This is a genomic window from Streptomyces sp. NBC_01197 (assembly GCF_036010505.1).
GTDB lineage: Bacteria > Actinomycetota > Actinomycetes > Streptomycetales > Streptomycetaceae > Streptomyces.
Window position 1 is genome coordinate 2,966,398 of the sequence record NZ_CP108569.1, and the last position, 24,089, is coordinate 2,990,486.

Annotated in this window: 34 protein-coding genes; 2 read left to right on the top strand and 32 right to left on the bottom strand. The window is 66.3% G+C overall.

All coding sequences use genetic code 11. The features are described from left to right. Positions 1 to 5: 5 nt before the first annotated feature. The 27 genes from rpsM to rpsJ all read right to left on the bottom strand — a co-directional run bounded on the left by rpsM (position 6) and on the right by rpsJ (position 14,040). The gene (gene rpsM / locus OG452_RS13345) at positions 6 to 386 is read right to left on the bottom strand and encodes a 30S ribosomal protein S13 (protein ID WP_164264459.1); all 381 of its coding nucleotides are present in this window, start codon (positions 384 to 386) and stop codon (positions 6 to 8) included. Between the two features lie 191 nt (positions 387 to 577). Then, positions 578 to 691: a 50S ribosomal protein L36 gene (gene rpmJ, locus OG452_RS13350; RefSeq protein WP_003956441.1), complete on the bottom strand. Its 114-nt coding sequence runs from the start codon at positions 689 to 691 to the stop codon at positions 578 to 580. A 62-nt stretch (positions 692 to 753) separates the two neighbouring features. Continuing rightward, complete coding sequence (gene infA, locus OG452_RS13355) at positions 754 to 975, bottom strand: translation initiation factor IF-1 (RefSeq protein WP_003956442.1); 222 nt, start codon at positions 973 to 975, stop codon at positions 754 to 756. A gap of 212 nt (positions 976 to 1,187) precedes the next feature. Then, positions 1,188 to 2,033 (bottom strand): type I methionyl aminopeptidase, encoded by an 846-nt coding sequence (gene map, locus OG452_RS13360; protein ID WP_327299614.1) that lies wholly within the window; start codon positions 2,031 to 2,033, stop codon positions 1,188 to 1,190. Positions 2,034 to 2,129: 96 nt separating this feature from the next. Next, positions 2,130 to 2,786, bottom strand: a complete 657-nt coding sequence (locus OG452_RS13365; protein ID WP_327295853.1) for an adenylate kinase — start codon at positions 2,784 to 2,786, stop codon at positions 2,130 to 2,132. Next, complete coding sequence (gene secY / locus OG452_RS13370; protein WP_327295854.1) at positions 2,786 to 4,099, bottom strand: preprotein translocase subunit SecY; 1,314 nt, start codon at positions 4,097 to 4,099, stop codon at positions 2,786 to 2,788. Before secY ends, OG452_RS13365 begins: the two co-directional genes overlap by 1 nt. A 222-nt stretch (positions 4,100 to 4,321) precedes the next feature. Beyond that, positions 4,322 to 4,777: a 50S ribosomal protein L15 gene (gene rplO, locus OG452_RS13375; RefSeq protein ID WP_266854252.1), complete on the bottom strand. Its 456-nt coding sequence runs from the start codon at positions 4,775 to 4,777 to the stop codon at positions 4,322 to 4,324. Position 4,778: 1 nt separating this feature from the next. Beyond that, positions 4,779 to 4,961, bottom strand: a complete 183-nt coding sequence (gene rpmD / locus OG452_RS13380; RefSeq protein ID WP_024491595.1) for a 50S ribosomal protein L30 — start codon at positions 4,959 to 4,961, stop codon at positions 4,779 to 4,781. Continuing rightward, positions 4,961 to 5,563, bottom strand: a complete 603-nt coding sequence (gene rpsE, locus OG452_RS13385; protein ID WP_164264455.1) for a 30S ribosomal protein S5 — start codon at positions 5,561 to 5,563, stop codon at positions 4,961 to 4,963. The genes rpmD and rpsE overlap by 1 nt, the downstream gene beginning before the upstream one ends. A 46-nt stretch (positions 5,564 to 5,609) precedes the next feature. Continuing rightward, positions 5,610 to 5,993: a 50S ribosomal protein L18 gene (gene rplR, locus OG452_RS13390; protein WP_327295855.1), complete on the bottom strand. Its 384-nt coding sequence runs from the start codon at positions 5,991 to 5,993 to the stop codon at positions 5,610 to 5,612. A 3-nt stretch (positions 5,994 to 5,996) separates the two neighbouring features. Continuing rightward, positions 5,997 to 6,536, bottom strand: a complete 540-nt coding sequence (rplF, locus tag OG452_RS13395; RefSeq protein ID WP_164264453.1) for a 50S ribosomal protein L6 — start codon at positions 6,534 to 6,536, stop codon at positions 5,997 to 5,999. Positions 6,537 to 6,557: 21 nt separating this feature from the next. Further along, positions 6,558 to 6,956, bottom strand: a complete 399-nt coding sequence (gene rpsH, locus OG452_RS13400) for a 30S ribosomal protein S8 (RefSeq protein WP_164264452.1) — start codon at positions 6,954 to 6,956, stop codon at positions 6,558 to 6,560. A 236-nt stretch (positions 6,957 to 7,192) separates the two neighbouring features. Next, the gene (locus tag OG452_RS13405) at positions 7,193 to 7,378 is read right to left on the bottom strand and encodes a type Z 30S ribosomal protein S14 (RefSeq protein ID WP_024491590.1); all 186 of its coding nucleotides are present in this window, start codon (positions 7,376 to 7,378) and stop codon (positions 7,193 to 7,195) included. 2 nt (positions 7,379 to 7,380) lie between these two features. Further along, complete coding sequence (rplE, locus tag OG452_RS13410; RefSeq protein ID WP_164264451.1) at positions 7,381 to 7,938, bottom strand: 50S ribosomal protein L5; 558 nt, start codon at positions 7,936 to 7,938, stop codon at positions 7,381 to 7,383. Continuing rightward, entirely contained in the window at positions 7,938 to 8,261 is a 324-nt protein-coding gene (rplX, locus tag OG452_RS13415) for a 50S ribosomal protein L24 (RefSeq protein ID WP_164264450.1), read from the bottom strand. The genes rplE and rplX overlap by 1 nt, the downstream gene beginning before the upstream one ends. A gap of 2 nt (positions 8,262 to 8,263) precedes the next feature. Continuing rightward, complete coding sequence (gene rplN, locus OG452_RS13420) at positions 8,264 to 8,632, bottom strand: 50S ribosomal protein L14 (protein ID WP_003966950.1); 369 nt, start codon at positions 8,630 to 8,632, stop codon at positions 8,264 to 8,266. A gap of 111 nt (positions 8,633 to 8,743) precedes the next feature. Continuing rightward, positions 8,744 to 9,028 carry a 30S ribosomal protein S17 gene (gene rpsQ / locus OG452_RS13425; protein WP_327295856.1) on the bottom strand — a complete coding sequence of 95 codons (285 nt, stop codon included), beginning with the start codon at positions 9,026 to 9,028 and terminating at the stop codon, positions 8,744 to 8,746. Beyond that, on the bottom strand, positions 9,028 to 9,252 hold the full coding sequence (gene rpmC / locus OG452_RS13430; RefSeq protein WP_030368408.1) for a 50S ribosomal protein L29: 225 nt from the start codon (positions 9,250 to 9,252) through the stop codon (positions 9,028 to 9,030). The genes rpsQ and rpmC overlap by 1 nt, the downstream gene beginning before the upstream one ends. Next, a complete protein-coding gene (gene rplP / locus OG452_RS13435) occupies positions 9,252 to 9,671 on the bottom strand; it encodes a 50S ribosomal protein L16 (RefSeq protein WP_164264448.1) in 420 nt (139 codons plus the stop codon). Before rplP ends, rpmC begins: the two co-directional genes overlap by 1 nt. 5 nt (positions 9,672 to 9,676) lie before the next feature. Continuing rightward, positions 9,677 to 10,522, bottom strand: a complete 846-nt coding sequence (gene rpsC / locus OG452_RS13440) for a 30S ribosomal protein S3 (protein WP_327295857.1) — start codon at positions 10,520 to 10,522, stop codon at positions 9,677 to 9,679. After that, positions 10,522 to 10,869 carry a 50S ribosomal protein L22 gene (rplV, locus tag OG452_RS13445; protein ID WP_006604878.1) on the bottom strand — a complete coding sequence of 116 codons (348 nt, stop codon included), beginning with the start codon at positions 10,867 to 10,869 and terminating at the stop codon, positions 10,522 to 10,524. The genes rpsC and rplV overlap by 1 nt, the downstream gene beginning before the upstream one ends. Positions 10,870 to 10,910: 41 nt before the next feature. Beyond that, the gene (gene rpsS, locus OG452_RS13450; RefSeq protein ID WP_164264446.1) at positions 10,911 to 11,192 is read right to left on the bottom strand and encodes a 30S ribosomal protein S19; all 282 of its coding nucleotides are present in this window, start codon (positions 11,190 to 11,192) and stop codon (positions 10,911 to 10,913) included. Positions 11,193 to 11,204: 12 nt separating this feature from the next. Further along, entirely contained in the window at positions 11,205 to 12,041 is an 837-nt protein-coding gene (rplB, locus tag OG452_RS13455; RefSeq protein ID WP_164264445.1) for a 50S ribosomal protein L2, read from the bottom strand. A 48-nt stretch (positions 12,042 to 12,089) separates the two neighbouring features. Then, positions 12,090 to 12,413: a 50S ribosomal protein L23 gene (rplW, locus tag OG452_RS13460; RefSeq protein WP_327295858.1), complete on the bottom strand. Its 324-nt coding sequence runs from the start codon at positions 12,411 to 12,413 to the stop codon at positions 12,090 to 12,092. Continuing rightward, positions 12,413 to 13,066 carry a 50S ribosomal protein L4 gene (gene rplD, locus OG452_RS13465; protein ID WP_164264443.1) on the bottom strand — a complete coding sequence of 218 codons (654 nt, stop codon included), beginning with the start codon at positions 13,064 to 13,066 and terminating at the stop codon, positions 12,413 to 12,415. Before rplD ends, rplW begins: the two co-directional genes overlap by 1 nt. A 7-nt stretch (positions 13,067 to 13,073) precedes the next feature. Beyond that, complete coding sequence (gene rplC, locus OG452_RS13470) at positions 13,074 to 13,718, bottom strand: 50S ribosomal protein L3 (RefSeq protein ID WP_250299280.1); 645 nt, start codon at positions 13,716 to 13,718, stop codon at positions 13,074 to 13,076. A gap of 13 nt (positions 13,719 to 13,731) precedes the next feature. After that, positions 13,732 to 14,040 (bottom strand): 30S ribosomal protein S10, encoded by a 309-nt coding sequence (rpsJ, locus tag OG452_RS13475; RefSeq protein WP_003948644.1) that lies wholly within the window; start codon positions 14,038 to 14,040, stop codon positions 13,732 to 13,734. A 536-nt stretch (positions 14,041 to 14,576) separates the two neighbouring features. Between rpsJ and OG452_RS13480 the strand changes: the two genes are divergently transcribed. Continuing rightward, complete coding sequence (locus OG452_RS13480; RefSeq protein WP_327295859.1) at positions 14,577 to 15,218, top strand: hypothetical protein; 642 nt, start codon at positions 14,577 to 14,579, stop codon at positions 15,216 to 15,218. 88 nt (positions 15,219 to 15,306) lie between these two features. Here the strand turns inward: OG452_RS13480 and gdhA are convergent, their stop codons facing one another. Beyond that, entirely contained in the window at positions 15,307 to 16,671 is a 1,365-nt protein-coding gene (gene gdhA / locus OG452_RS13485; RefSeq protein ID WP_327295860.1) for an NADP-specific glutamate dehydrogenase, read from the bottom strand. A gap of 408 nt (positions 16,672 to 17,079) precedes the next feature. On the opposite strand from gdhA, the gene OG452_RS13490 reads away from it, so the two are divergent. Then, the gene (locus OG452_RS13490) at positions 17,080 to 19,215 is read left to right on the top strand and encodes a PIG-L family deacetylase (protein ID WP_327295861.1); all 2,136 of its coding nucleotides are present in this window, start codon (positions 17,080 to 17,082) and stop codon (positions 19,213 to 19,215) included. A 154-nt stretch (positions 19,216 to 19,369) separates the two neighbouring features. Here the strand turns inward: OG452_RS13490 and tuf are convergent, their stop codons facing one another. The 4 genes from tuf to rpsL all read right to left on the bottom strand — a co-directional run bounded on the left by tuf (position 19,370) and on the right by rpsL (position 23,733). Then, positions 19,370 to 20,563: an elongation factor Tu gene (gene tuf / locus OG452_RS13495; RefSeq protein WP_327295862.1), complete on the bottom strand. Its 1,194-nt coding sequence runs from the start codon at positions 20,561 to 20,563 to the stop codon at positions 19,370 to 19,372. A gap of 157 nt (positions 20,564 to 20,720) precedes the next feature. Next, the gene (gene fusA, locus OG452_RS13500; RefSeq protein WP_327295863.1) at positions 20,721 to 22,850 is read right to left on the bottom strand and encodes an elongation factor G; all 2,130 of its coding nucleotides are present in this window, start codon (positions 22,848 to 22,850) and stop codon (positions 20,721 to 20,723) included. Between the two features lie 38 nt (positions 22,851 to 22,888). Further along, positions 22,889 to 23,359, bottom strand: a complete 471-nt coding sequence (gene rpsG / locus OG452_RS13505) for a 30S ribosomal protein S7 (protein ID WP_164264073.1) — start codon at positions 23,357 to 23,359, stop codon at positions 22,889 to 22,891. A 2-nt stretch (positions 23,360 to 23,361) separates the two neighbouring features. Next, a complete protein-coding gene (gene rpsL / locus OG452_RS13510; RefSeq protein WP_003948652.1) occupies positions 23,362 to 23,733 on the bottom strand; it encodes a 30S ribosomal protein S12 in 372 nt (123 codons plus the stop codon). Positions 23,734 to 24,089 lie beyond the last annotated feature (356 nt).

Genomic DNA, 24,089 nt, shown 5'->3' on the forward strand with positions numbered 1-24,089 from the left:
GAGGACTACTTCTTGCCCGGCTTCTTCTTACCGGCGATCGCGCGACGCGGGCCCTTGCGGGTACGAGCGTTCGTGCTGGTGCGCTGGCCGTGGACCGGAAGCCCACGACGGTGACGCAGACCCTGGTAGCAGCCGATCTCGACCTTGCGGCGGATGTCGGCCTGGATCTCGCGGCGGAGGTCACCCTCGGTGCGGAGGTTGGCGTCCACGTACTCGCGGATCTTGACCAGGTCCTCTTCGGCCAGATCACGAACGCGGGTGTTGGGGTCAACACCGGTGGCGGCCAGGGCCTCCTTGGACCGGGTGCGCCCGATGCCGAAGACGTAGGTGAGGGCAACCTCCACGCGCTTTTCGCGCGGGATGTCAACACCTGAAACGCGTGCCATTCAATGGCTCCTGTTGATATCGGGGGTCTTCCGCAGAGCCTCTCCCAGACGAAAGTGCCTACGTTGCGTAGGCACTATTCCGGGTCCCCGGCCCCCGCCGGAGGTGTCGCCCGCTGTGTCAGCTGGGCGGGCCCTGCGTATGTACGTATTTACGTGCGTCGCGCGAAGAACTGCGAGGTGCAGGTCGTGCGTCAGCCCTGGCGCTGCTTGTGGCGCAGGTTGTCGCAGATGACCATGACCCGACCGTGACGGCGGATCACCTTGCACTTGTCGCAGATCTTCTTGACGCTCGGCTTGACCTTCATGGGATGTCAGGTTCTCCGGGTCGGTGCCACCACCGCGCCGTGAAGCGGGGTGCGGGCAAGATCTACTTGTAGCGGTAGACGATCCGACCACGCGTCAGGTCGTACGGAGACAGCTCCACGACGACCCTGTCATCCGGGAGGATACGGATGTAGTGCATCCGCATCTTGCCGCTGATGTGCGCTAGGACCTTGTGACCGTTCTGAAGTTCCACCTTGAACATTGCGTTCGGGAGGGACTCGATCACGGTGCCCTCGATTTCGATGGCACCTTGCTTCTTGGCCACGCTTCGCCCTTCGAATCGGCTACCTTGATCGGCCCCGTACAGCACGGATGTCGACATGGCATGCATGAAGACATACGGGTATACGCGAGCCGACGAGTCAGTCTACGTCAGGGCATCCATAAAGACGAATCCGGGAAGACTGCCCTGCTGTCAAGATCCTTAAGCCACCCGGCCGCACAACGGCCACCCTCGCCCCGCACTCGGCCACGTGGTCAGCCGAGCGGGTCGGGGGCCGTCGTCACACCGAGCTCCGCCAGCTTCGCCTTGCCGCCGTCCGGCGCCGTCAGCACGATCAGCCCCTCGTCGGTCACCGCGACCGAGTGCTCCCAGTGCGAGGACCAGGACCCGTCGGTCGTGATGACCGTCCAGTCGTCCTCCAGCACCTGGGTGCGGGGCGTACCGAGCGAGACCATCGGCTCGATCGCCAGGCAGAAACCGGGGACCAGCTTCGGGTTGTGCCGGCCGATGAGGCGGCGCTTGTCGACGTAGTTCAGCAGATGCGGGTCCATGTGCATCTCGGAACCGATGCCGTGGCCGCCGTAGTCCTCGATGATCCCGTACTTGCCGGAGGACGGGCGGGGCTGGCGGCGGATGTAGCCCTCGATCGCCTTCGACACCTCGGCGAGCCTGGCGCCCTTCTTCATCGCGGCGATCCCGGCCCACATCGACTCCTCGGTCACCCGGGAGAGCTCGACCAGCTCGGGGGCGTGCCCGGTGCCGACGAACGCGGTGTAGGCGGCGTCGCCGTGCCAGCCGTCGATAATCGCGCCGCAGTCGATCGAGATGATGTCCCCGTCCTTGAGGACGGTCTTCTCGTCCGGGATGCCGTGGACCACGACCTCGTTCACGGACGTGCAGATAGTGGCGGGGAAACCGCCGTAGCCGAGGAAGTTCGGCTTCGCGTTGTGGTCGGCGAGCACCTTGCGGGCCACCTGGTCCAGGTCGTTCGTGGTGGCCCCGGGTACCGCGGCCTCACGGGTCGCGGCGTGGATCGCGGCGACGACCAGCCCCGCCTCACGCATCTTCGCGATCTGCTCGGGAGTCTTGATCTCCACCATCGAAATTGCCTTCCGCATCGAACCGGGATCTATCTGCTCAACAGTACGGCCGCGGCGTCCTGGGGACACCGCGGCCGTGCGTACACGTGCTGCCTGTCAGACCTTGTCGGTCTGCAGGGCCTCCATCGCCCTCGCGGTCACCTCGGTGACCTTGCCGAGCGCGGAGATCGTCGACACCAGGCCCTGGGCCTTGTAGTGGTCGATGATCGGCTCGGTCTGCGTGTGGTAGACCTCCAGCCGGGTGCGCACCGTCGCCTCGGTGTCGTCGCCGCGCTGGTAGAGCTCGCCGCCGCAGATGTCGCAGACACCCTCGTGCTTCGGCCTGCTGTACTCGACGTGGAACACATGGCTTGAGTCGTTGCGGCAGATACGCCGGCCGGCGATCCGCTTCACGACCTCGTCCTCGGGGACCTCGAGGTCCAGCACCGCGTCCAGCTTCAGCCCCTGGGCGCTCAGCCACTCGTCGAGTGCCTTGGCCTGGGTGACGTTGCGGGGGAAACCGTCGAGGAGGAAACCGCCCTCGGCGTCGGGCTGGGACATCCGGTCCTGCGCCATCCCGATGGTGACCTCGTCGGGGACCAGCTCGCCGGCGTCCATCAGCGCCTTGGCCTGCTTGCCCAGCTCCGTGCCCTGACTGATATTGGCACGGAAGAGGTCGCCCGTGGAAATGTGCGGGATCGCCAGGTCCTTGGCAAGGTACGCGGCCTGCGTGCCCTTGCCCGCCCCGGGCGGTCCGACGAGGACGATACGCATCAGCGGAGGAACCCTTCGTAATTACGCTGCTGGAGCTGGCTCTCGATCTGCTTCACGGTCTCCAGACCCACACCCACGATGATGAGGATGCTCGTCCCGCCGAACGGGAAGTTCTGGTTCGCACCGAAGCCCACCAACGCCATCGTTGGGACGAGAGCGATCACACCCAGATACAGCGACCCCGGCCAGGTGATCCGGTTGAGTACGTAACTCAGATACTCAGCGGTCGGTCGGCCAGCCCGGATGCCCGGGATGAAGCCACCATACTTCTTCATGTTGTCGGCGACTTCCTCGGGGTTGAACGAGATCGCCACATAGAAGAAGGCGAAGAACACGATCAACAGGAAGTACGTGATGATGTAAGCAGGGTGGTCGCCCTTGACCAGGTTGTCCTTGACCCAGGTCGCCCAGCCGGCGGTCGAACCGCTGAACTGCACGATGAGGCCCGGGATGTAGAGCAGCGAAGAAGCGAAGATGACCGGGATCACACCGGCCTGGTTCACCTTGAGCGGGATGTAAGTGGACGTACCCCCGTAGGACTTACGGCCGATCATGCGCTTCGCGTACTGAACGGGGATGCGGCGCTGGGCCTGCTCCACGAAGACGACGAGGCCGACCATGGCCAGACCCACCAGGATCACCGCGCCGAACTCGATCCAGCCGCCGGCCAGCTTGCCCTGCTGCTTGACGGCCCACAGCGCGCCGGGGAAACCGGCCGCGATCGAGACGAACATCAGGATCGACATCCCGTTGCCGATACCGCGGTCGGTGACGAGCTCGCCGAGCCACATGACCATGCAGGTGCCCGCGGTCATGCAGACGACCATGGTCACGGTGGTGAAGATCGACTGGTCGGGGACGATCTGGTTGGCCACGGGGCAGCTGCCGAAGAGCGCGCCGGTCCGGGCGGTCGCCACCAGACCGGTGCCCTGGAGGATCGCGAGCGCCACGGTCAGATAACGCGTGTACTGCGTGACCTTCGCCTGACCGGACTGCCCCTCCTTCTTCAGGGCTTCCAGCCGCGGGATCACCACGGTCAGCAACTGCAGGATGATGCTCGCCGTGATGTACGGCATGATGCCGAGCGCGAAGATGGTGATCTGCAACAGTGCGCCACCACTGAACATGTTGACCAGACCGAAGAGGCCCTGGTTGGTCTTCGTCTGGTCCAGACACTGCTGGACGTTCGTGTAGCTGACCCCGGGGATCGGAATGTGCGTTCCGAGCCGGTAGATCACGATGATGGCGAGTGTGAACAGCAGCTTCTTGCGCAGGTCGGGCGTCTTGAACGCTCGGGCGAACGCGGTGAGCACGGTGCCTCCTGCGACCCCCGCGCGTCTGCGTAGAGGTGACGGTCTTGAGAATTCGACGATGGACGGTATGCGTATCGGTCAACAGGCGCACCGATACACCACGCTGAGTACAGACAAGTGCAGCGCCACCATACCGGCGACCCTGCCCCCCTTGGAACGACCAACCGGGGATGCCCTTTCAAAAAGGCATCCCCGGTTGGGTGTTCAGATCATCGAGTCGTCTCAGACGAGCTCGGTGACGGTGCCGCCCGCGGCGGCAATCTTCTCCTTGGCGGAGCCGGAGACGGCGTCAACCGAAACCGTCAGCGCCACGGAGATCTCGCCCTGGCCCAGGACCTTGACGAGGCTGTTCTTACGTACCGCGCCCTTGGCGACCAGGCCGGCCACCGTGACCTCTCCACCCTCGGGGTAGAGCTCGCCGAGCTTGTCCAGGTTGACAACCTGGAACTCGGTGCGGAACGGGTTCTTGAAGCCCTTCAGCTTCGGGAGGCGCATGTGGAGGGGCATCTGCCCGCCCTCGAAGCGCTCCGGAACCTGGTAACGGGCCTTGGTGCCCTTGGTACCACGACCTGCGGTCTTACCCTTGGACGCCTCACCACGACCCACACGGGTCTTGGCGGTCTTGGCGCCCGGGGCGGGCCGGAGGTTGTGGACCTTCAGCGGGTTGTTCTCCGCCATGTCAGTCGACCTCCTCAACCGTCACGAGGTGGCGGACGGTGTTAGCCATTCCGCGGAACTCGGGGCGGTCCTCCTTGACAACCACGTCGTGCAGGCGCTTGAGCCCGAGCGAACGCAGGGTGTCGCGGTGGTTCTGCTTGCTGCCGATGTACGACTTCGTCTGCGTGATCTTGAGGCGAGCCATTACGCACCCGCTCCCGCACGCGCACGGAGCAGAGCCGCGGGGGCGACGTCCTCGAGGGGCAGACCACGGCGAGCCGCGATCTCCTCGGGACGCTGCAGGCCCTGGAGGGCCGCCACGGTCGCGTGCACGATGTTGATCGCGTTGTCGGAGCCGAGCGACTTCGACAGGATGTCGTGGACGCCGGCGCACTCCAGAACGGCGCGCACCGGGCCACCGGCGATAACACCGGTACCGGGGGAAGCAGGCTTGAGCAGGACGACGCCCGCAGCCTTCTCGCCCGTGATCGGGTGGGGGATGGTGCCCTGGATACGCGGGACCTTGAAGAAGCTCTTCTTGGCCTCTTCGACGCCCTTGGCGATGGCCGCGGGAACTTCCTTGGCCTTGCCGTATCCGACACCTACGGTGCCGTCACCGTCTCCGACCACGACGAGCGCGGTGAAGCTGAAGCGACGACCACCCTTGACAACCTTGGCAACGCGGTTGATCGCGACTACGCGCTCAACGTAAGCGGTCTTCTCGGCGGCAGCGCCACCGTCGCGACCCTTCCGGTCCCGCCGCTCGCCGCCACCGGCACCGCTTCCGCGGCGCTGGGGTCCAGCCATTGGATTTACCTCTCTCTGTTACGTCCGTTAGTCCCGGAACCGGGGCTTAGAACTTCAGCCCGGCTTCGCGGGCGGCGTCAGCCAGAGCGGCAATGCGCCCGGCGTACCTGTTGCCACCACGGTCGAACACGACAGTCTCGACACCCGCGGCCTTCGCGCGCTCGGCGACGAGCGCGCCGACCTGCTGTGCCTGGGCGCTCTTGTCGCCCTCGCCACCGCGGATCGAGGTGTCCAGGGTCGACGCCGAAGCGAGCGTGTGGCCCGCGATGTCGTCGATGACCTGCGCAACGATGTTGCGGTTGGAGCGCGTCACGACCAGGCGCGGACGCTCCGGCGTGCCGGAGACGTGCTTGCGGACACGGACGTGGCGGCGCTTGATGGCAGCGCGCTTGTACGCGTCACCCTTGGCGATCTTTACACCGTATGCCATGGCTTACTTACCCGCCTTTCCGACCTTGCGGCGGATAACCTCGCCGGCGTACTTGACGCCCTTGGCCTTGTACGGGTCGGGCTTCCGCAGCTTGCGGATGTTAGCGGCGACCTCGCCGACCTTCTGCTTGTCGATGCCCTCGACGCTGAGCTTCGTGGGCGACTCGACCTTGAAGGTGATGCCCTCGGGGGCCTCAACGACGATCGGGTGGCTGTAGCCCAGGGCGAACTCCAGGTTGGAGCCCTTCGCCTGGACGCGGTAACCGACACCGCTGATTTCGAGCGCCTTGGTGTATCCCGTGGTCACGCCGGTGATCATGTTCGCCACCAGCGTGCGGGACAGGCCGTGAAGGGCCTTGTTCTGACGCTCGTCGTTAGGACGGACGACGTTGAGCACGCCGTCCTCGCCCTTGGTGACCTCGATCGGCGACGCGACGGTGTGCGAGAGGGACCCCTTGGGGCCCTTCACCGCGACCGTACGGCCATCGATGGTGACGTCCACACCGGCGGGAACCTGAATGGGGAGCTTGCCGATTCGCGACATTGGCTTTTCCTCCGTTCCCGACTACCAGACGTAGGCGAGGACTTCCCCACCTACGCCCTTCTTGCTGGCCTGCTGGCCGGTCAGGAGACCGTGGGACGTGGAGATGATCGCCACGCCCAGGCCGCCGAGAACCTTCGGCAGATTGGTGGACTTCGCGTACACACGCAGACCCGGCTTCGAGATCCGCTTGATGCCTGCGATCGAGCGCTCGCGGTTCGGGCCGAACTTCAGCTCGAGAACGAGGTTCTTGCCAACCTCGGCGTCCTCGGTCTTCCAGCCGGTGATGAAGCCCTCCTGCTGGAGGATCTCCGCGATGTGCGACTTGATCTTGCTGTGCGGCATCACGACGGAGTCGTGGTACGCCGAGTTTGCGTTACGCAGACGCGTGAGCATGTCTGCGATGGGATCAGTCATGGTCATGAATTGGCCTTCGGCCTCTCTCGCCGGGGTTTCCTGTATGCGCCATCCCTCTCCCCACTCAGTGGCGGGACGGGTGCGGTGCGGGGACCTACGGCGTAGTAAGCGTTTTGTCAGCGGGCTTCGCCCGCGGGCGGTCGGGCGGCAGAGGCCCAACCCCGCAAGCCTACGGCATACGGAGGAGGGCTTCTGCCGACCAGATGCTTACCGAGAGCCTCCGATAATTCCCGGAAAGGGAATTACCAGGAGCTCTTGGTCACGCCCGGCAGCTCGCCGCGGTGGGCCATCTCACGAAGGCACACACGGCACAGGCCGAACTTGCGGTAGACGGAGTGGGGCCGGCCGCAGCGCTGGCAGCGGGTGTACCCGCGGACGCCGAACTTCGGCTTGCGGGCGGCCTTAGCGATCAGGGACTTCTTCGCCACGGTCAGTTCTCCTTGAACGGGAAGCCGAGGTGACGAAGGAGGGCACGACCCTCGTCGTCATTGGTCGCCGTGGTGACCACGGTGATGTCCATGCCCCGGACCCGGTCGATCTTGTCCTGGTCGATCTCGTGGAACATGACCTGCTCCGTGAGACCGAAGGTGTAGTTGCCACGGCCGTCGAACTGCTTCGGCGACAGACCGCGGAAGTCGCGGATACGCGGAAGCGCGAGCGACAGCGTACGGTCCAGGAACTCCCACATCCGGTCACCGCGGAGGGTGACGTGGCAGCCGATCGGCTGCCCCTCGCGCAGCTTGAACTGCGCGATCGACTTGCGGGCCTTGGTGACGGCCGGCTTCTGACCGGTGATCGTGGTGAGGTCCTTGATGGCACCGTCGATCAGCTTGGAGTCGCGGGCGGCGTCGCCCACACCCATGTTGACCACGATCTTGACGAGACCGGGGATCTGCATGACGTTCTCGTACGAGAACTCCTCACGCAGCTTGCCGGCGATTTCCTCGCGGTAGCGCGTCTTGAGACGCGGCGCAGTGGTGGCAGTCATCAGATGTCCTCACCGGTCCGCTTGGCAACGCGGATCTTGTTGCCCTCGTCGTCAAAGCGGTAGCCGACGCGGGTGACGACCTTCTTGCCGTCCTTCTCCACCACCAGCTGAACGTTGCTGACGTGGACAGGGGCTTCGGTCGTCACGATGCCACCGGTCTGCGAACCACGAGCGGTCTGGCCGGCCTTGGTGTGCTTCTTGACCCGGTTGACACCCTCGACGAGGACACGGTTCTGCGTGGGGTAGGCAACGATGACCTTGCCCTGCTTGCCGCGGTCCTTACCGGTGATGACCTGAACCAGGTCGCCCTTCTTGATCTTCATGCTTACAGCACCTCCGGCGCGAGCGAGATGATCTTCATGAACTTCTTCTCGCGCAGCTCACGGCCCACCGGGCCGAAGATACGGGTGCCGCGGGGGTCGCCGTCGTTCTTCAGAATGACGGCGGCGTTCTCGTCGAAGCGGATGTACGAGCCGTCCTGACGACGACGCTCCTTGACGGTGCGAACGATGACCGCCTTGACGACGTCACCCTTCTTCACGTTGCCACCGGGGATCGCGTCCTTGACGGTGGCGACAATGACGTCACCGATACCCGCGTAGCGGCGACCCGAGCCACCGAGAACACGAATGGTGAGAATTTCCTTCGCACCCGTGTTGTCGGCGACACGAAGTCGCGACTCCTGCTGGATCACGTCTATCTCCTGATCGTCTGCCGGTTCCCGGCGGGGGACTCACGTAAGTGACTTACGCGGGTCCCCCGCCGAGCCTGGCGGAACTGACCTGAGCGATGAGCTCAGGGATTCTTACTTGGCCTTCTCGAGGATCTCGACGATGCGCCAGCGCTTCGATGCCGACAGCGGCCGTGTCTCCATGATGACAACACGGTCGCCGATACCGGCGGCGTTGGCCTCGTCGTGCGCCTTGAGCTTGTTGGTACGGCGGATGACCTTGCCGTACAGCGCGTGCTTGACGCGGTCCTCGACAGCGACGACGACGGTCTTGTCCATCTTGTCGCTGACGACGAGACCCTCACGGGTCTTGCGGAATCCGCGCTGCTCAGTCGTCTCAGTCACATTCTTCTCGCTCATCAGGCGCTCTCCACCGTCTCGATGCCCAGCTCGCGCTCACGCATCAGGGTGTAGATCCGGGCGATGTCCTTACGGACGGACTTGAGCCGACCGTGGTTCTCGAGCTGTCCGGTCGCCGCCTGGAAGCGGAGGTTGAACAGTTCTTCCTTGGCCTCACGCAGCTTGGCGACGAGGTCCTCGTCGTTCAGCTCACGCAGCTCGGTCGCCTTGATACCGGCCGCCATCACGACTCACCTGCCTCGCGCCGCACGATGCGGCACTTCATCGGAAGCTTGTGGGCGGCGCGGGTGAGCGCCTCCTTAGCGACCTTCTCGTTCGGGTAGGACAGCTCGAACATCACCCGGCCGGGCTTGACGTTCGCGATCCACCACTCCGGGGAGCCCTTACCCGAACCCATGCGGGTCTCGGCGGGCTTCTTGGTGAGGGGACGGTCCGGGTAGATGTTGATCCAGACCTTGCCGCCACGCTTGATGTGGCGGGTCATCGCGATACGAGCAGCCTCGATCTGGCGGTTCGTCACGTACGCCGGCGTCAGAGCCTGGATGCCGTACTCACCGAATGCGACCTCAGTTCCACCCTTCGCCATACCACTGCGCTTGGGGTGGTGCTGCTTGCGGTGCTTGACCCTACGAGGGATCAGCATGTCGGTCAGGCCTCCGTTCCAGTGCTCTCAGCCGGAGCAGCGGCGGCGGGAGCCTCGGCCTTGGGGGCCTCGGCTGCCGGCGCGGACTGCTGCGGCTTGCGGCCGCGGCCGCCACGCTCGCCACCACGGCCACCACGGCCGCCGGCTGCCGGACGGTCACTGCCGCCACCACGGGCCGGGCGGTTACCCGCACGGGCCGCGGCGTTCTCGGCACGGACCTCGGCGATGTTCTTGACATTGCCCTTGTAGATCCAGACCTTCACGCCGATACGGCCGAAGGTCGTCTTGGCCTCGAAGAAGCCGTAGTCCACGTTCGCGCGGAGCGTGTGCAGCGGCACACGGCCCTCGCGGTAGAACTCCGAACGGGACATCTCGGCGCCGCCGAGACGGCCACCGCACTGGATCTTGATGCCCTTGGCGCCGGCCTTCATCGTCGACTGCATGCTCTTACGCATGGCGCGACGGAAGGAGACACGCGAGGAGAGCTGCTCGGCGACGGCCTGGGCCACCAGCTGAGCGTCCACCTCGGGGTTCTTGACCTCAAGGATGTTGAGCTGGACCTGCTTGCCGGTCAGCTTCTCCAGCTCGCCGCGGATGCGGTCGGCCTCGGCGCCGCGGCGGCCGATGACGATGCCCGGACGAGCGGTGTGGATGTCGACGCGGACGCGGTCGCGGGTGCGCTCGATCTCAACCTTCGAGATGCCGGCGCGCTCCATGCCCTTCGTCATCATGCGACGAATGGCGACGTCTTCCTTGACGTAGTCCTTGTACAGCTTGTCGGCGTACCAACGGGACTTGAAGTCCGTGGTAATGCCGAGTCGGAACCCGTGCGGGTTAACCTTCTGGCCCATTACCGGGTTCCTTCCTTGCTGCTGACGACCACGGTGATGTGGCTGGTCCGCTTGCGGATCCGGTAGGCACGGCCCTGGGCGCGCGGACGGAACCGCTTCAGGGTCGGGCCCTCGTCGACGTACGCCTCGGAGATGACGAGGCTGCCGGCGTCGGTGTGGTCGTAATTGTGTGCAGCGTTGGCGATGGCGCTGTCAAGCACCTTGCCAACCGGCACGCTCGCGGCCTGCGGGGCGAAACGCAGGACCGCCTGAGCCTCCGTGGCATCCATGCCACGGATAAGGTCCACCACGCGGCGGGCCTTCATGGGCGTGACGCGGATGTACCGCGCCTGGGCCCTGGCTTCCATGGTTGTCCCTTCGGTGTCGTTCATAGTCTTCGCACCCCGCCTTAGCGGCGCTTCGACTTGCGGTCGTCCTTGACGTGGCCGCGGAAGGTGCGGGTCGGCGCAAACTCGCCGAGCTTGTGGCCGACCATCGACTCGGTGACGAACACCGGGACGTGGATCTTGCCGTTGTGCACCGCGATGGTGTGTCCCAGCATGTCCGGGATGATCATCGAGCGCCGGGACCAGGTCTTGATGACGTTCTTGGTGCCTGCTTCGTTCTGTACGTCCACCTTCTTGACAAGGTGTCCGTCGACGAAAGGCCCCTTCTTGAGACTGCGCGGCATCTAAACCCGCTCCTAGCGCTTCTTGTTCGTCTTGCGGCGGCGGACGATGTACTTGCTCGAAGCCTTCTTCGGCGAGCGAGTACGACCCTCCTTCTGACCCCACGGGCTGACCGGGTGACGACCACCGGAGGTCTTGCCCTCACCACCACCGTGCGGGTGGTCGACCGGGTTCATCGCGACACCGCGGACGGACGGGCGGACGCCCTTCCAGCGCATACGGCCGGCCTTGCCCCAGTTGATGTTCGACTGCTCGGCATTGCCGACCTCGCCGATGGTGGCGCGGCAGCGGATGTCGACCAGGCGGACCTCGCCCGACGGCATACGAAGGTGCGCCATGGCGCCTTCCTTCGCGAGCAGCTGGACCGAAGCACCCGCGGAACGGGCGATCTTCGCTCCGCCACCGGGACGCATCTCGATGGCGTGGATGGTCGTACCGACCGGGATGTTGCGCAGCGGCAGGTTGTTGCCCGGCTTGATGTCGGCACCTGCGCCGTTCTCCACCCGGTCGCCCTGGCCCAGCTTGGCCGGGGCGAGGATGTAGCGCTTCTCGCCGTCTGCGTAGTGCAGCAGCGCGATGCGCGCGGTGCGGTTCGGGTCGTACTCGATGTGCGCGACCTTGGCCGGCACGCCGTCCTTGTCGTGACGACGGAAGTCGATCACACGGAAGGCGCGCTTGTGTCCGCCACCCTGGTGGCGAACGGTGATCCGGCCGGTGTTGTTACGGCCGCCCTTGCTGTGCAGAGGGCGAACCAGCGACTTCTCCGGCGTGGACCGCGTGATCTCGACAAAGTCGGCGACGCTGGAGCCACGACGGCCCGGGGTCGTCGGCTTGTACTTGCGGATACCCATTTCTCAGTCCTCGGAATGTTCCGGACTTCTGGACGACTCAGGCCTCCGTTAGGAGACCGGGCCGCCGAAGATGTCGATACGGTCGCCCTCGGCAAGGGTCACAATGGCGCGCTTGGTGTCAGCGCGCTTTCCGAACCCGGTGCGGGTGCGCTTGCGCTTGCCCTGGCGGTTGATCGTGTTGACTCCGGTGACCTTGACCGAGAAGACCGCTTCCACGGCCTGCTTGATCTGGGTCTTGTTGGAGCCCGGCGCGACGATGAACGTGTACTTGTTCTCGTCGAGCAGCGCGTAGCTCTTCTCGGAAACAACCGGCTTGACGAGGACGTCGCGCGGGTCCGTGAAGGTCTTGCTGGTAACGGTCGCCTCAGCCATCAGACGTCGCTCCCTTCGGTCTCAGTGGTGGCCTTGGGGCCAGACACGAAGGACTCGAAGGCGGCCTTGGTGAAGACCACGTCATCGGATACGAGCACGTCGTACGTGTTCAGCTGGCCCGGCTCCAGGAGGTGCACCTGGGGCAGGTTGCGGGCGGAGAGCCACGCGGCCTCGTCCGAACGCTCGGCGACCAGGAGCACGTGCTTGCGCTCGCTGACCTTGCCGAGGAGGGACTTCGCGGCCTTCGTGGAGGCAGCGCCCTCGACCACGCCGGATACGACGTGGACGCGAGCGTTCTGCGCCCGGTCGGTGAGGGCACCGCGCAGGGCGGCGACCTTCATCTTCTTCGGGGTGCGCTGCGAGTAGTCACGCGGCTGCGGGCCGTGGACGACGCCACCGCCGGCGAACTGCGGCGCACGGGTCGAACCCTGGCGCGCGCGGCCGGTGCCCTTCTGGCGGTAAGGCTTCTTACCGCCACCGCGGACTTCGCCACGACGCTTGGTCTTGTGCGTGCCCTGACGGGCCGCGGCCAGCTGTGCGACAACGACCTGGTGGATCAGCGGGATGCTGATCTTGGCGTCGAAGATCTCCGAGGGGAGTTCGACGGTCCCGGCCTTGTCGCCTGCCGGCGAAAGGATGTCAATGGTGCTCATCGGTTCCTCAAGCCCCCTTGGCCGCGGTACGGACCAGGACGAGGCCGCCGTTCGGACCGGGGACCGCGCCCTTGATGAGCAGCAGACCCTTCTCCGCGTCAACGGCGTGGACGGTCAGGTTCTGGGTGGTGACCCGCTCGTTGCCCATGCGGCCCGCCATGCGCATGCCCTTGAAGACACGGCCCGGGGTGGCACAGCCACCGATGGAGCCAGGCTTACGGTGCACGCGGTGGGCACCGTGGGAAGCCTTGCCACCCTTGAAGTTGTGGCGCTTCATGACACCGGCGAAGCCCTTGCCCTTGCTCTTGCCCGTGACATCGACCTTGATGCCGGACTCGAACACCTGGGCGGTGATCTCCTGGCCCAGCGTGTACTCGCTGGCGTCAGGGGTGCGGAGCTCCACCAGGTGGCGGCGCGGAGTCACGTCGGCCTTGGCGAAGTGACCCTTGAGGGGCTTGTTCACCTTGCGAGGGTCGATCTCGCCGAAGGCGATCTGGACCGACTCGTAGCCGTCGATGTCGTTCGTACGGACCTGCGTCACGACGCACGGCCCGGCCTTGACGACGGTCACCGGGACAACCCGGTTGTTCTCGTCCCAGACCTGGGTCATGCCGAGCTTCTCGCCCAGGACGCCCTTGATGTTCTTAGTCATCTCGCGCGTCACCTCAGAGCTTGATCTCGATGTCGACGCCCGCCGGCAGGTCGAGACGCATCAGCGAGTCAACCGTCTTCGGCGTGGGGTCGAGGATGTCGATGAGGCGCTTGTGCGTGCGCATCTCGAAGTGCTCGCGCGAGTCCTTGTACTTGTGCGGCGACTTGATGACGCAGTACACGTTCTTCTCAGTGGGCAGCGGCACCGGGCCTGCGACCGACGCACCAGTTCGCGTCACCGTCTCGACGATCTTCTTTGCCGAAGAGTCGATGACCTCGTGGTCGTAGGCCTTGAGCCGGATGCGGATCTTCTGTCCCGCCATGGCTACTCAGTAGTCCTGTCTCTCGTAACGCTCTGGGACCCGGCGGGTCCTGCGTCCGTCTCCGACCCACGCGGTCGGGCGTGTCGCATTCCCTCTACGAAGATCTCCCGAAGGATTTCCCAACCAAGGGGTGCGGGCCAGTGACCGCGAGCCGGGGGCGAACACCCACCGGGCGCCTGGTCGGCACCCCGCTGACGCTTCCCGGAAGATTCCCGTACGTCCGCCTCAGCGCTGCCTTACGGCAGTTGGGGCGACGAGTACTGTGGGACTTGCTTCCAGTCCTCCCGACGGGAGGCGCGCAGCATCGGCACTCAACCGAGCAACCCCGATAGTCTGCCATACGGGTCACCACGGACGCCAATCGCGGCCGGAGACTGTACCCCAGCACTCCCCCGGCCGGACGCGGCCCACCTGTGAAGCCGTACGGGGCGGTCGGGCGGTGTTGCCCCCATCACCTCAATGGGTGAATACAGGTTGCTTCTGCATATGCCAGAGGCCCATTACTCCTAGCGTTCCCCACATGGTCAATTCATCGCATGAGGCGATGCACCGCGTACTACCTGGCCCATCTGCACGCAAAGTACGGCCTGGGTCCGGTCCTGCTGGTGGTCTGCCAGGACGAGTCCACCGCACGCTGGGCCACCGGCCCGATTCGTATCGGCCCACCGGAATGGCCCTCGCTCACGGTGCGGCCCCTGGTGCTTGGCCCTCACAACGTCCCGGTCGTGACCGATGCGTCGGTCGCGGCCCGGGACCTCCCGCTGGCCGTGTTCTCCGCCATCACACACGGTAAGAAGCCGTATGCGGCTGCCATACTGAAGGCGCTGGCACCCGCGCTCAAGACCGTCGACCCGGACACAGCGACGATTCTCGCCGAACTCACCGAACTCGGCCTGGGTGACAACCCGGCCGCCACGATCTGGAGGAAACTCATGGCCGCCGACCTCTCCTTCTTCCGCTCGGAGACCTCCCAGCGTCTGCGCGCGGAGGGCCGTGCCGAAGGGGAGGCCAAGGGCGAGGCGAAATCCGTTCTGCGGATCCTTGACCGGCGCGGTATCGAGACCTCTCAGGAAGTGATCGACCGGATCACCGCCTGCGCCGACCCGGACACCCTCCTGAGCTGGCTCGACCGGGCGCTCACCGCCACCACCGCGGACGATCTCTTCACCGAGGACTGACGCCGCTGCTCGCAGCTGCGCCTCACAGCGGGCTGGCCCCGCTCCAGCGGGAGCGGGGCCAGTATCACCAGGCGCTTCTCTCAGCTTCTCAGATGACGCCCTGGGCCAGCATCGCGTCCGCGACCCGTTCGAAACCGGCGATGTTGGCACCGGTCACGTAGTTGCCGGGTGTGTCGTAGCGCTCGGCGGTCTCGTAGCAGGTGTGGTGGATGTCCTGCATGATCCGCAGCAGCTCGTCCTCGACGCGCGCGGGCGTCCAGGTGTCACGGGCCGCGTTCTGCTGCATCTCCAGGGCGCTGACCGCGACACCGCCCGCGTTGGCCGCCTTGCCGGGGCCGAAGGCGACTCCGGCCTCGTGCAGGACGTCCACCGCCTCCATGGTGGTGGGCATGTTGGCGCCCTCGGAGACGGCCTTGACCCCGTTGCGTACGAGAGTGGCGGCGGCTTCGGCGCCCAGCTCGTTCTGGGTGGCCGACGGCAGTGCGATGTCCGCGGGTACGTCCCAGACGCTGCCGCCGCTGATGTACCGGGCGGACGCGCCGCGGCGCTCCGCGTACTCGCTGATGCGGGCGCGTTCGACCTCCTTGACCTGCTTCAGGAGTTCGACGTCGATGCCCTTGTCGTCGATGACGTAGCCACCGGAGTCCGAGCAGGTCAGGGCGTTGGCGCCGAGGGCCTTGAGCTTCTCGATGGTGTAGATGGCGACGTTGCCGGACCCGGAGACCACCGCGGTCTGCCCCTGCAGGTCCTCACCGCGGCGGCGCAGCATCTCCGCGGCGAAGTAGACGTTCCCGTAACCGGTCGCCTCGGGACGGATCGCCGAGCCGCCCCAGGAAAGGCCCTTGCCGGTGAGGACACCGGACTCCCAGCGGTTGGTGATGCGCCGGTACTGGCCGAAGAGATAGCCGATCTCGCGGCCGCCGACGCCGATGTCCCCGGCGGGCACGTCGGTGTGCGCGCCGATGTGCCGGTGCAGTTCCGTCATGAAGGACTGGCAGAAGCGCATGACCTCGGAGTCGGAGCGGCCGTGCGGGTCGAAGTCGCTGCCGCCCTTGCCGCCGCCGATACCGAGACCGGTCAGCGCGTTCTTGAAGACCTGCTCGAAGCCCAGGAACTTCACGATGCCGAGGTTCACCGACGAGTGGAAGCGCAGACCGCCCTTGTACGGGCCGAGCGCGCTGTTGAACTCGACCCGGAAGCCGCGGTTGACGTGCACCCTGCCCCGGTCGTCCTGCCAGGGCACCCGGAAGATGATCTGCCGCTCGGGCTCGCAGAGACGCTCCACCAGGCTCGCCTGCGCGTAGTCGTCCCGCACGGCCAGCACCGGCGCCAGGCTCTCCAGTACTTCGTGAACTGCCTGGTGGAACTCGGGCTGGGCCGGGTTGCGGTGCTCGATCTCGGTGCGCAGGGCAGCGAGCTTGTCCTTCGAAGAACTCGTGGTTGGCGGTGTCACAGGTGTCCCTTCCGGTCGGGCGCAGACGGCGGCCGCCCGTGTGCGGCGGGCGGCCACCGGCCCCAGTGTCTCCCCTCAACGATCGTCCCGGCGAGAACACCTCTGCCCAGCCGTCCGGTTACTGAGACGGCGGAGGGGCCGACGGGCCGGCGGACGGCGGCGCGGCAGTGCTGACGGCAGGCACTTTCTGCCGGTTCGCGTGCTGTGTACGAGCCACCGCGAAACAGGGCCGGAGCATCACCGCCACGGCACCCGGCGCCGCCCCGGCCGGGCATCCGGACCTTCCTCCACCGCCTTCACCTCCCGTAACAGCGTCCGGCCTGGAGGCAACCTCCGGTCGGAGAACCCCGTCAAGCAGACCGGGAGAGCACGGGAGGGCCCGTGCAGGGGAGCGGACGGAGCACCATCATGGGGATATCGCACACAGGGATATCGGAGGGGCCCGGCCCCGCCCACCAGGAGCCCGGTCCCGCCCGCCAAGGATCTGGCCCCTCCCGGAGGTTCCTGCTCGCGGGGCTCGGTACGGCCGCCGCGGCCGCCGCGCTCACCGCCTGCTCCGTGCCCGCCTCGCCGCGCCGCACCACCAGCACCGCCGACCCCATGCCGGGCAAGGCCATCTCCATAGCCAGGCACGACCGGCTCATGCAGATACTGGCCCACCCCGACGACGACATGTACTTCATGAACCCGGACACCCAGCGGATGCTGGACTCCGGAACGCCCCTGGTCTGCGTGTACGTCACCGCAGGTGAGGCCACCGGTATCAACGTCATCGCGGGCCAGCCGCGCCCCGTCCCCGACAAGCCCGCCTACTCATCGGCCCGCCACCAGGGCCTGCGCCAGGCGTACGCGGTGCAGCTGGGCCTCTCCCCGTTCACGAAGTGGCAGAAGGACGTCGTGACCCTGCGCGGTGGCCGCCGCGCCGAGGTCAACACGCTGGTGCGGGGCGTCCGCCGGGTCGAACTGGTCTTCCTCAACACCGCCATGCACACCTCCCACGGGCGGCTCGGTCTGCCGTCGCTCTGGGCCGACCGGGGGCTCAGCCTGCGGACCGTGGTCGCGGAGGGCTCCCCGCTCCAGGAGGCGGACTCGTACACGTACGACGCCCTGGTCGACGTGCTCACCGGGCTGATGGCGCAGTACCGCCCGACCGTCATCCACACCCTCGACCCCGACCCGGACATCCAGCACAGCCCGACCGCCGTCCGCCGCAAGGACAGCGAGCAGGTCGGCTACTCGGACCACGCGGACCACACCGCCACCGCCTCCTTCAGCTGGGCGGCGATGATCCGCTGGGTCGCGGAGGCAACGCAGGGGAAGGGCGAGGTGCCCGCCTTCGTAGCCACCGCCTACCGGGGCTACTACAACCGCCACTGGCCGAAGAACCTGTCGCCGAAGGTGCTCGCCCAGAAGGCCGCGAACCTGCTCCCGTACGGCGGTAACGAGGCCTGGAACTGCGGAAACCCGGGCGGCTGCGGCGACTACAACGTGGGCATCGGCCGTCCGCTGACCAACAAGAAGGGGTGGGTCCGCTCCACCCACTACCGCTATCCGGGCCCGCGTCCCGTCCTGGCCACCGGGCAGGACGGGCGCCTCGTCGGGTACGGGGTCCTCGGCCTGCGCGCGGTCCGCTGGCGCGAGACGGCGCCGGGCAGCGGCCAGTGGGGGGCGCCGCACGACCTGGGCGGCGGACCGCTGGCCCCGACGCTCGGTGCGGCCGCGCTCAAGGACGGCCGGCAGCTGCTGTTCGCGCTGCGGTTCTCCTCGATAGCAGGCCACGGCGCGGCCAACACGCGCGAGATAGTGCTACTCCAACAGCGCACGCCCGGTGGGAAGTTCGCGGCGTGGACCGGGCTCGGCAACCCGGAGAGCGACCCGGACCGGGGTCGTCGAATAGGCGTCCCCGTCGCGATCACCGACCGCGCGGGGCAAGTACACCTCTTCATACGCGACGCCGCCCAGGGCATCAGCACCCGGGTCCGGTCCACCGGGGGAAGCTGGTCCCCCTGGCGGAGCCTGGGCGGCGGCCAGATCCAGGACGGCCTCTCCGCCATGGTCGACTCGGCGGGCCGCGTCCATCTCTTCGCATCGGGCCGGGACACCGTGCACCACTGGACCCAGACCGTCGCGGGCGGCCCGGTGCTGCTGTACCCGGACCCCCTCCTTCCACTGCCGGGCGACTCCCCCACCGCGACCGCCGCACCGGACGGCGGCGTGGACGTGTACTACCGCAGGCCGGCGACGGCCGCGACGACCCACGTACACCTGGGCGGCACCCGCCCCGGCGCCCGTGCGGGCACCCGCGCCGACACCCGCGCAGCGGAGCCCGCGCTGCTCGGCCAGGACGATCTCGGCCGCATCCAGCTCCTGCTGAACGGGAAGGTGCTGCGGCGCACCGACGGCGTCGTACCGCTCGGGGGGGCCTCCCTGCTGGCCGAGGGCACCAGGACCGCCAGGATCGCCGGGGACTCTTCCGGCCCGACCGTGGCGGGTCTCGGCCCGGGAGCACTCCCCTGGCTGTGGCGCCCGGTCCGGGACGTGTAGCCGTACAGCAGCCGGACCAGCGACACGGCGAAGAGACGGACTCAGAAGAGCCGGACACACAGAAGGGCCCCCGGTCCGCCGCGAACGGCGGGCAGGGGGCCCTCTGCTGTTACCAGGTGCTCTGTGTGAGCAGCCAGGTCAGACCGTCAAGTGATTACTTGAGGATCTTCGTGACCTGGCCGGCGCCCACGGTCCGGCCACCCTCACGGATGGCGAACTTCAGGCCCTCTTCCATGGCGACCGGCTGGATCAGCGCGACGGTCATGAGGGTGTTGTCACCCGGCATGACCATCTCGGTGCCCTCGGGAAGGGTCACAACGCCCGTTACGTCCGTGGTACGGAAGTAGAACTGCGGGCGGTAGTTGTTGAAGAAGGGGGTGTGACGGCCACCCTCGTCCTTCGACAGGATGTAGGCCTGGGCCTCGAACTCGGTGTGCGGCGTGACCGAACCGGGCTTGATGATGACCTGGCCGCGCTCGACGTCCTCGCGCTTGATGCCACGGAGGAGCAGACCGACGTTCTCACCGGCCTGGCCCTCGTCGAGCAGCTTGCGGAACATCTCGATGCCGGTGACCGTGGTGGTGGTCTTGTCCTGCTTGATGCCCACGATGTCAACGGTCTCGTTGACCTTGAGGACACCACGCTCGATACGACCGGTGACGACGGTGCCACGACCGGTGATCGTGAAGACGTCCTCGATCGGCATCAGGAACGGCTTCTCGACGTCACGCTCGGGCTGCGGGATCGACTCGTCGACGGCCTTCATCAGGTCGAGGACGGTCTGGCCCCACTCCTTGTCGCCCTCAAGGGCCTTGAGCGCCGAGACCTTGACGACCGGAAGGTCGTCGCCCGGGAACTCGTACTCGGAGAGGAGCTCACGGACCTCGAGCTCGACGAGCTCCAGGATCTCCTCGTCGTCCACCATGTCGGCCTTGTTCAGCGCGACAACGATGTACGGCACGCCGACCTGGCGGGCCAGGAGCACGTGCTCCTTGGTCTGCGGCATCGGGCCGTCGGTGGCCGCGACCACGAGGATGGCGCCGTCCATCTGCGCCGCACCCGTGATCATGTTCTTGATGTAGTCAGCGTGACCCGGGCAGTCGACGTGCGCGTAGTGACGCTGCTCCGTCTGGTACTCGACGTGCGCGATCGAGATCGTGATACCGCGCTGGCGCTCCTCGGGAGCCTTGTCGATCTGGTCGAAGGCCGAGGCCTCGTTCAGGTCCGGGTACGCGTCATGCAGCACCTTGGTAATGGCGGCCGTGAGGGTCGTCTTACCGTGGTCAATGTGACCGATGGTGCCGATGTTGACGTGCGGCTTAGTCCGCTCGAACTTCGCCTTCGCCACTGGGTCCTCCTGGAGTGGTTCTGTACGCCTTGCTTCATCGGCGCCAGGTGATCTTTGCTGGGATGCCGGGGCCCGGGGCACCCGCCGCATTGCTTGCGCTCTGCGTCGATTGCCCCAGTGGCTCCGGTGATAAGCCTAAAGCGTGGACTCGGAAGAGTTACTCGCCCTTGGCCTTCGCGATGATCTCCTCGGCGACGTTCCGCGGAACCTCGGCGTAGGAGTCGAACTGCATCGAGTAGCTTGCGCGACCCGAGGTCTTGCTGCGGAGGTCTCCGACGTAGCCGAACATCTCCGAGAGGGGCACGAGGCCCTTCACGACGCGAGCGCCGCTGCGCTCCTCCATGGCCTGGATCTGGCCACGGCGGGAGTTGAGGTCGCCGATGACATCGCCCATGTAGTCCTCGGGCGTGGTGACCTCGACGGCCATCATCGGCTCGAGGAGCACGGGGGACGCCTTGCGGGCACCCTCCTTGAACGCCTGCGAACCGGCGATCTTGAAGGCGAGCTCCGAGGAGTCCACCTCGTGGTAGCCACCGTCGAGAAGGGTGATGCGGACACCCACCATCTCGTAACCGGCCAGGATGCCGAACTTCATGGCTTCCTGCGCGCCCGCGTCCACCGAGGGAATGTACTCACGGGGGATGCGGCCACCGGTGACCTTGTTCACGAACTCGTAGGTCGCGTCGCCGCCCTCGATGGGCTCCATCGCGATCTGCACCTTCGCGAACTGGCCGGTACCACCAGTCTGCTTCTTGTGCGTGTAGTCGATACGGTCGACGGTCTTGCGGATCGTCTCGCGGTACGCGACCTGGGGCTTGCCGACGTTCGCCTCGACGCGGAACTCGCGCTTCATGCGGTCGACGAGCACCTCGAGGTGAAGCTCGCCCATACCACCGATGATGGTCTGGCCGGTCTCCTCCTCGGAGTGGACCTGGAAGGAGGGGTCCTCCTCCGAGAGCCGCTGGATGGCGACACCCAGCTTCTCCTGGTCACCCTTGGACTTCGGCTCGATGGCGACCTCGATGACCGGCGCCGGGAAGTCCATGGACTCCAGGATCACCGGCTGCTTGTCGTCGCAGAGCGTCTCACCGGTCGTGGTCTGCTTCAGCCCCATGACGGCGATGATGTCGCCCGCGCCCACCGACGCGATCTCCTCACGCTTGTTCGCGTGCATACGGTAGATCTTGCCGATGCGCTCCTTCTTGCCCTTGACCGAGTTCAGCACCGCGGTGCCGGCCTCGAGGCGGCCCGAATAAATCCGGACGAAGGTGAGCTTGCCGAGGTGCGGGTCACTCGCGATCTTGAACGCAAGACCGGAGAACGGCTCGTCGTCGGACGGCTGGCGCTTGACGACGGTCTCGGGGTCCTTGACGTCGTGGCCCTCGATGGCCTCGACGTCCAGGGGGGAAGGCAGGTAGCGGACGACCGCGTCGAGCAGGGGCTGAACGCCCTTGTTCTTGAAGGCCGTGCCACAGAAGACGGGAGTGACGGTGACGGAGTCCGCGCTGCCCTTGGAAGCAAGGGTGATACGGCGGATCGCCGCGTACAGCTGCTCCACGGTGGGCTCCTGGCCCTCCAGGTACAGCTCCATCATCTCGTCGTCGTTCTCCGAGACGGCTTCGAGCAGCTTGCCGCGCCACTCGTCGGCCGCCTCGGTGTGCGTCTCCGGGATGTCGACGACGTCGTACATCTCGCCCTTGGTCGCCTCGGCGGACCACACAAAGGCCTTCATCGTCACGAGGTCGACGACGCCCTTGAAGTCGGCCTCGGCACCGATCGGGAGCTGCATGACCAGCGGAACCGCACCGAGGCGGTCGACGATCATGTCGACGCAGCGGTGGAACTCGGCACCGGTACGGTCAAGCTTGTTGACGAAGCAGATACGCGGCACGCCGTAGCGGTCCGCCTGACGCCAGACAGTCTCGGACTGCGGCTCGACGCCCGCGACACCGTCGAACACGGTGACAGCGCCGTCGAGGACGCGGAGCGAACGCTCCACCTCGACGGTGAAGTCGACGTGACCCGGGGTGTCGATGATGTTGATCGTGTGATCGACATCGTTGAGCGGCCAGTGGCAGGTCGTCGCGGCCGACGTGATCGTGATGCCGCGCTCCTGCTCCTGCTCCATCCAGTCCATCGTGGCTGCGCCGTCGTGGACTTCACCGATCTTGTAGCTCACACCGGTGTAGAAGAGGATCCGCTCAGTGGTGGTCGTCTTGCCCGCGTCGATGTGGGCCATGATCCCAATGTTGCGGACCTTGGCCAGGTCAAGCGAAGTGGTGGCCATAAGGCTCAATCTTCTCTCGGTCTCGATGTGGGTAGCGACTACCAGCGGTAGTGCGCGAAGGCCTTGTTGGACTCGGCCATCTTGTGGGTGTCCTCACGCTTCTTGACGGCAGCGCCAAGACCGTTCGAGGCGTCGAGCAGCTCGTTGGTGAGCCGCTCGGTCATCGTCTTCTCGCGACGGGCGCGGGAGTAGCCGACGACCCAGCGCAGCGCGAGGGTGGCGGCGCGACCGGGCTTGACCTCGATCGGCACCTGGTAGGTGGCGCCACCGACACGGCGGGACTTGACCTCGAGAGACGGCTTGACGTTCTCAAGAGCGCGCTTCAGCGTGATGACCGGGTCGGCGCCGGTCTTCTCGCGAAGGCCCTCCATGGCGCCGTACACGATCCGCTCGGCGGTGGAACGCTTGCCGTTCAGCAGGATCTTGTTGATCAGCGAGGTGACAAGAGGAGAACCATAGACCGGGTCAATGATGACCGGGCGCTTCGGGGCGGGGCCCTTACGAGGCATTCTTACTTCTCCTTCTTGGCGCCGTAGCGGCTGCGGGCCTGCTTGCGGTTCTTGACACCCTGGGTGTCGAGCGAACCGCGGATGATCTTGTAGCGAACACCGGGCAGGTCCTTCACACGGCCACCACGCACGAGCACGATCGAGTGCTCCTGCAGGTTGTGTCCCTCACCCGGGATGTAGGCCGTGACCTCAATGCCGGAGGTCAGACGAACACGCGCGACCTTACGGAGCGCCGAGTTGGGCTTCTTCGGGGTGGTCGTGAAGACACGGGTGCAGACACCACGACGCTGGGGCGAGCCCTCAAGCGCGGGAGTCTTGTTCTTCTCGACCTTGTCCTGCCGGCCCTTCCGGACCAGCTGCTGGATCGTAGGCACTACTTCTCCGGTTTCTGTGTGCCGTGTAGAACTAACCTGGAACCACTCCGACCCACGCGGTCGGGTGTGTCGAATACTGCAGACCCCCGCCGAGGTGGCGGGAAGGGCACAGATTGCGGTGGTCACTTACAGCTCGTCATGCGGTTGAAGACACGCACAGGAGCCAGGGCACACCCCAGGCACAAGGTCAGAGCGTACCTACCGCATCGGCTGCGGTCAAAACAAATGCCCACGCGGGCGGACAGACCGCCCCGGGGCCGCACAGAGCGGGCCGGCCGGGACCGGGTACGCCGTGAGCCGGCACCCCGAAGGGCGGCCACCCCGCTGGGATGACCGCCCTTCGTCAGACATACGCC